The organism is Thermosipho sp. (in: thermotogales), from assembly GCF_020054775.1.
Taxonomy (GTDB): domain Bacteria; phylum Thermotogota; class Thermotogae; order Thermotogales; family Fervidobacteriaceae; genus Thermosipho; species Thermosipho africanus.
The window spans coordinates 1-6,554 of the sequence record NZ_JAIHAP010000092.1 but is presented as its reverse complement, the minus strand read 5'-3'; the positions used below and the strand labels follow the sequence as shown (position 1 = coordinate 6,554).

Below are 6,554 nucleotides of genomic sequence, written 5' to 3'. Positions count from 1 at the left end.
CTTCAGCAGAAAACTTCTTTCTCATATCTTTCACTCCCCTTCGTATATGATTATACTCTCTACTTTCTAACTGTCCAATCCTTCAGGGGAGCAGTATACAGGAATTAATTATTTTTCTTCAAATTTAATCTTTTCCATTAGACGTGCTTGTCTTCTAAATTCATTTGCATCCATTTCCTTTAAAATAAATCTTGCAAGAAAATATTGAAAAGGCAGCCACGTAACATGTCCGGAGAATATGACATGCCTTCTTGGTTTTCCAAGCATCTCCCACAACATTTTTCTAGTCGATTTTGGCAAAGCTTTATCAAACAAGGCTTCAATAAATATTATTCTTTCAGTTTTTACAAATTTTGCGTATGCAATTGGATCTATTTTCAAAAATGGATGAATATCACTTTGCTGCATTTGCTTTACATTTTCAAATTTTTTCAATTTTTCTATATCTTTTTTAAACCTTTCCAAGAATTCTTCTTTGTGTATTATATCTCCGCCAAATCCTTTTTTCATTTCTCTTCTCATAAAAGCAAGCGTTGGTGAGTACCAAATCAACGTTCCAACATCACCACCGGTTGTCATCAAAATAGTCTTTTTAAAATCATCTGTCAATGAATTTAGTATTACACTTAACATTCCACCAAGGCAAAATCCAAGCAAACAATTATTTTCATGCCACAAATTTAAATTTTTTGCAAAATTTAAAACACTTAATGTATCAACAACAGCATGTTCCCAAAATCTGGTAGCACGTTCAACATCGGTTGAAAAATAATCTTTCCCACTTACCGATTTATCTGCTACTCTTGTAAAATTACCCGGAAGTATTGGAACAATTGTTCTAACTCCTGCATTAGCAAGATGTGTTCCCATCCAAAGTAAAAATGGAATATTACTTGTTCCCAGTCCATGCAGGATCATTAAACTTCCGGCAATATCTTTTTTAGGTTCAAACAAGTAAGTCTCAACTACCTCTGTTCCCTTTTCTGCAAATTTATATTGAGTTGGAAATTTAATAAATGACACTCGAAAATTTTTTGATTTTAGTATATAACCAGATGTATATTCTGGCATTGAAAAATCAAAATCAAAACTAATCATATCCATCACCCTTTAAAAAATCAACTGTTTTTAGTAAAATACTTTTTGTTTTTTCATCTTTCAAAATAAACTCAAATCCATGATCTCCAAATGGATGAAGTAGTAACTTTGCTTTATTTGAAAAACTCCGCAACTTTTTGTACATTTTTACTGAGGAGATATAAGGTACAACCTTATCCTTCATACCGTGGACTAATAATATTGGTACAACACCTTTTTCCACGTAAGAAATAGGCGAATAATATTTGTAAACATCTTTTGATTTGGACGGAAGTCTTTTTAAAGTTGTAGAAACTGCAAATCTCGCAAATAAAGATTCACTCTTCCATATATCTAGTAAATCACAGGGAGAATAATATGAAACTATATTCTCCAGTTTTACTTTATGTTTCAATCCAAAGTATAAAGCAAGATGTCCTCCAGCCGAAAGTCCCATTAAGCTTATTTTTTTAACATTTATATTATTCTTTACAAAATTATATGCATCTGATAAATCTTCCACAAGTTGTTCAATTTCATTTAAAAAACCGTATCTATAATCAATTGTGGCAACTATAAAGCCTTTTGAGACAAGAAATCTATACCATGATACGTTATTAGGTTGCCTTCTATATCCACTAATCCAGCCACCACCATGTGCAAACAAAATAAGATGTTCAGATTTTTCTTTTGGAAAATATACATCAAGCCACAAATTTTTTTTATATTCAAAAGTTTCTTTCTTGCTCCATGGCTCCTTTTCAAGCTTAAAAGGTAATCTACCAAGTATAGACTTTCTAATAACTGGTATTTGTAATATAAAAATTATTAACAATGTAAGTCCAAAATTTATGAATGATAAAATTATCAAAAAAATGTACACAATATACTTAAAAAAAATTTTTAAATTCATTATATCACCTGGTATAATTATACCAAAGGAGTGAAAAAATGGAAAAAGGAATTGTAAATACTGAAATTGGTTCAATAATTGTATATGTTAAAGACAACAAAGCAATTAAAATTGAATTTAAAAATGAATTTTTAAAAGAAATAGAATTAGGTATATTCACAAGTCAAATAAAAGAATACTTTGAAGGTAAAAGAAAAAAACTTTTGTTTAATGTAGAAATTAATACAGGAAAAACATTTAAAAAAATATGGGATTTTGTAAGAGAAATTCCATATGGTCAAACCATGACATATGGCCAAATAGCAAAAATATTAAATGTAAACCCAAGAGTTGTAGGTTTTGCAATGTCAAAAAATCCATTGCCTATTTACATTCCATGCCATAGAGTTGTTGGGAAAAACGATATACATGGTTTTACTGGAGGAAGAAAATGGAAAGAATATCTTTTGAATTTAGAATCTTCTCAGCAATATTAGCAGCTGGTCAAGGGAAAAGATTCCAAAACAACGTAAAAATTTTACATAATATAAACGGAAAACCTATGCTTCAACACGTCATTGACGTAGTAAAATCTATAAACTTTGAAAAGAACTTTTTAGTAGTTAATCCTCTTTGGAATAAGATTAATCCTCACTTTATAATTCCAAAAAGTTTTACAATTTTAATTAATAAAGAATATGAAAAAGGAATTTCAACTTCTCTAAAATTGTTGATTAAAAACATTATCCCTTTTGAGCCTGATTACATTGCTATCTTTCTAGCAGATATGCCTTATATAAGTACTGATATAGTATATAACATCTTGTCAAAAATTGAAAAAGAAGATAAAATAATTGCCCCTTACTATAAAGATATTAAAGGTTTTCCAACAATAGTTCACAAAAGTTTATTTCAAAATATTTTAAATCTTCAAGGTGATAGTGGTATAAAACAAATAATTTATAAAAATCCAAACTTAGTAAAAAAGATAGAATTTAAAACAGACAAAGTTATAAAAGATATAGATCAACCATAAAATTCTGAATCTTTACCCTTCATTATCCGGTAGAAAACATAAATTACCAATGCATTTACAAAATAAAATATTGAACTTATTAAAAAAATAATAGAATATCCACTTGAGCTTGTGGCTAGCACAGAAAACAACATTGCAGCAAAAGCTCTACTAGTGTTATTTGCAAAGCTTCTTATTCCAGCAGTTGATGCAAGTATACTTTTAGGTAAGTATGATAAAACCAGAGTATTAAATATTGGATTTACCATATTCATTATTGTAAATCTTGCAACATATATAGCTGTAAAGCTTATAGGTTCTCTAACAAAGGAAAGCATTAGTATTAAGATTGGAACAGCAAGATTAGAAAGCATCAATACTTTGGATGCTCCAAATTTCTTTCCTAACTTGTGTGAAAAAGTTGAACCTATACTTGTTCCAAATTGTGCAAGCGCCAATATAAAACCAATTACTGTTGCACTTAAAGCAAATAAATCATAGAATATGACATTTCCAAAGTGAATGAATAGACCTGCACCAAAGCCTACACTAGCAGTTGAAAAAATATAAAATGCAAATATCTTTTTTTGAAATTCATCCATCTTTATTTTTTCTTTTAGAACTACTACTTCATTTATTTTAAGAATTGGAATAAGCGCAAAAATTCTCAATACCATAGACCAAATCATTACATTTCTAAATCCAAAAACATCTCCCAAAAATCCTCCCAATGCATTCCCAAAAACACCTGTCAACATCCTTACTCCAAAATTCATTCCAAAAAATTTAGCTCTATTTTTGTTATGCGTACTTTCAACCAAAAATACATCAGTCAATATCATTATTGCAGAATTAAAGCCACCAAATAAAAAAGAAGTAGCATAAAGCCAAGTCAAATTAACTGGAAATAATCTCATTATCGCAAATAATGCTCCAAGTGGTTGAACAAACAAAAGCATCTTTTTTCTACCGAGTTTATCTGAAAGAATTCCTAAAAACACTGCAAGTATTGCTGAACCCCAAAGATTAAAAGACATTATTTTTCCAATAATGGAGTTATCATAACCAAAATTTTTCAAATATAAATTGAATAGGACTTGATATACATTTCTTGATATACCATTTAAGAATGTATAAAAAACAATTCTTACTGGTGCACTCAAAAACATCAACTCCTAAAGATTAATTCGGTTTACAAACTAATTATACAATAAATATTAAAATTATCAACAAAAAAAGTCGCTATGGAATATCCCATAGCGACTTTCTAAAAATTCTTTTTATTTACTATTTCCAAAAGTATTTTCCAAAACTTTCATTTAAAATTTCTGGAGACTGTAAAATATTTGAAAAGCCTATAATCTTTCCAGAAAAATGCCTAAAGTTTTGATAAGAATCATAATCATCCTTTTTAATTACAAAATTATATGAGTTATCTTTAAATACATTTCCTACTAACTCTACTTCAGGAGAATTTGCAACTTTAAATGTCTCAACATTTAATTCAAATCTGTTGTTTATGAATTTTTGTTGTCCACTTAATATAATTGCTACATTTTCATTTTCTAAAAAGTCTGAATTGTATATATATGACATTTTGTTATTTAAAATTAATCCATTTTTCATTCCTTTCATCTCAATATTATTTGCTACAAACATTGAATCCCCAGAAAGCATTATTCCAACACTGTTAAAATTTAGACTTACATTTTTACCTGAACTACTTTTATAATTTACATCTTCAACGCTCAAATTTGAAACTTCTAAGAACGATTCTTTTTCTTCATCAGCTACACATACTACTCCATACGCATTATCAAGATTCATATTTACATTGCTCAATGAAATCTTAGAATTTAAAAGTCCAATTCCAATTGAGTTTACTGAGCCAATTTCCAAATTTTTTATTATAACATTTGAATTTTCAATATAAATTGTTGGACTCGAATTAAAAATATTTTTTGGATCTTTACCAACATAGCTTATATAAGCTCCTTCTTCACCAACTAAAGTTAAATTTTTAGATACTATCGACAAATTTTCTTTGTAAGTACCAGCTTTCAGATAAATTATGTCACCATCTTTTGCCTTATCGATAGCTTGTTGAATATTTTCCTCAACTATTATAGTTTCTGAAACAAGAATAATACTAAATACAAGTAAAAATATAATAACTAAACTTTTTTTCACAAATATCCCCCCTTTTTAATATCCCCAATTACACGGATAAACTCTTATTACATCCCAATCAAGACATTTCTTACTTTCAGATTTCCAACAAGCTCCATAACAACCTACAGAACAAGCAAGTACAGCAATTTTATTAGGAAGTAATTGACAAGCAGTTTGACAAATATTTAAACAAGTATTATCTAAATATCTTGGTTTTTCTTCCCATTTTTTACATATTGCATATGTAACAGGTTCTGTTAAACTTTCATCACATTCTCTATCAAGCTTGGAAACGACTTAGATACTATTATTTCAAAATCATAATATTGAGAAAAGATTGTTACAGATAACACTAAAAACAATAAAATCCCCAAAAATTTCTTCATAATCTCACCCTCCTCTTGTAATAATAGCTTTTAAAATTTTCATATAATTTTACAACCTTCAATTAAAGAAACACAAGTCTAATATATATTATTTTTATCTTAAATCCAAACTTTAATTCTGCTAATATTTTCCAATTATCTTAAAAAAAAAAAATAACAACCGTTTTTTATCCCGCTCATAATATTTCAATATTATTAAAAAATAACTAATTTTAGTTGTTTATTGACATATTAAATATATTATTGAATATATAACAATCATTATAAACAAACAATATAATTATATTTAAAAACAATCAAAAGAAAAATAATTTATATTTAATTAATTTTAAAATATTTTATAGTTAAATTTTTTATTAATTTAACCAATAAAAACTCAATCAAATCATTTCGTCGACTTCAAAAAATGAAACAGAATAAAAATTAATAAAAAAACACTCCCAAAGTGGTATAATAAAACCAACAATGGGGTGTTTTTCTTTGGTTAAGGAAGGGAAAAAGCAATGTATCCTTTGGATATAAAACAAGAAGCCATTAAGCTTTACACAGACGAAAAACTTCCTAAGAAAGCTATTGCTTCTCTCTTAGGGGGCCTGAAAGTAGAGTACAATTGTGGATAAATAATTATCTAACATATGGCAGCACTGAACTTACAAAAAAAGAGATTAGAAAACTATATTGGAATACATAAAGAAAGCAAAAAGAAGTTTTCAAAGAAAGATAGTTCCAACCAGGCCAAGACAGGTACTGGGAATAGACATGACGAAAGTAATGACAAAAGACGCAAGATGGTAAATTACATAGCAGTAATAGACTGGTATACAAGGGAAGTACTTGGCTCACAAATAAGTCTCAGAGGAAGAACAGAAGAATGGAAAAAGCATTAAATGAAGGGTGTAAAGACGGAGAGTATGAGGAAAGAAAGTAATACAGACAAGTGATAATGGTAGTCAGCCTACAAGCAGGAGATTTATGCAAGAATGTAAGATATTAGGAATACAGCAAATATTTA

The 6,554-nt window shown here is 28.3% G+C and carries 7 protein-coding genes and 1 pseudogene; 3 read left to right on the top strand and 5 right to left on the bottom strand.

The genetic code is table 11. The features are described from left to right. Positions 1-108: 108 nt before the first annotated feature. Both JG780_RS10235 and JG780_RS10230 read right to left on the bottom strand, forming a co-directional pair. The gene (locus JG780_RS10235) at positions 109-1,098 is read right to left on the bottom strand and encodes an alpha/beta hydrolase (RefSeq protein WP_004101979.1); all 990 of its coding nucleotides are present in this window, start codon (positions 1,096-1,098) and stop codon (positions 109-111) included. Next, complete coding sequence (locus tag JG780_RS10230; RefSeq protein WP_012580256.1) at positions 1,091-1,990, bottom strand: alpha/beta hydrolase family protein; 900 nt, start codon at positions 1,988-1,990, stop codon at positions 1,091-1,093. The genes JG780_RS10235 and JG780_RS10230 overlap by 8 nt, the downstream gene beginning before the upstream one ends. 38 nt (positions 1,991-2,028) lie before the next feature. On the opposite strand from JG780_RS10230, the gene JG780_RS10225 reads away from it, so the two are divergent. Then, the gene (locus JG780_RS10225) at positions 2,029-2,466 is read left to right on the top strand and encodes a methylated-DNA--[protein]-cysteine S-methyltransferase (protein WP_004101975.1); all 438 of its coding nucleotides are present in this window, start codon (positions 2,029-2,031) and stop codon (positions 2,464-2,466) included. Next, positions 2,421-3,005: a nucleotidyltransferase family protein gene (locus JG780_RS10220; RefSeq protein WP_004101971.1), complete on the top strand. Its 585-nt coding sequence runs from the start codon at positions 2,421-2,423 to the stop codon at positions 3,003-3,005. Before JG780_RS10225 ends, JG780_RS10220 begins: the two co-directional genes overlap by 46 nt. On the opposite strand, the gene JG780_RS10215 is transcribed toward JG780_RS10220, so the two are convergent. The 3 genes from JG780_RS10215 to JG780_RS10205 all read right to left on the bottom strand — a co-directional run bounded on the left by JG780_RS10215 (position 2,996) and on the right by JG780_RS10205 (position 5,542). Beyond that, complete coding sequence (locus tag JG780_RS10215; RefSeq protein WP_249031013.1) at positions 2,996-4,153, bottom strand: MFS transporter; 1,158 nt, start codon at positions 4,151-4,153, stop codon at positions 2,996-2,998. The two genes, JG780_RS10220 and JG780_RS10215, sit on opposite strands and share 10 nt — an antisense overlap. Positions 4,154-4,271: 118 nt before the next feature. After that, positions 4,272-5,174 (bottom strand): right-handed parallel beta-helix repeat-containing protein, encoded by a 903-nt coding sequence (locus JG780_RS10210; RefSeq protein ID WP_287570519.1) that lies wholly within the window; start codon positions 5,172-5,174, stop codon positions 4,272-4,274. A 239-nt stretch (positions 5,175-5,413) separates the two neighbouring features. Continuing rightward, entirely contained in the window at positions 5,414-5,542 is a 129-nt protein-coding gene (locus JG780_RS10205) for a hypothetical protein (protein ID WP_287570517.1), read from the bottom strand. 690 nt (positions 5,543-6,232) lie between these two features. Between JG780_RS10205 and JG780_RS10200 the strand changes: the two are divergent. Further along, positions 6,233-6,554 (top strand): annotated as a pseudogene (locus JG780_RS10200) (DDE-type integrase/transposase/recombinase); the annotation flags it as partial.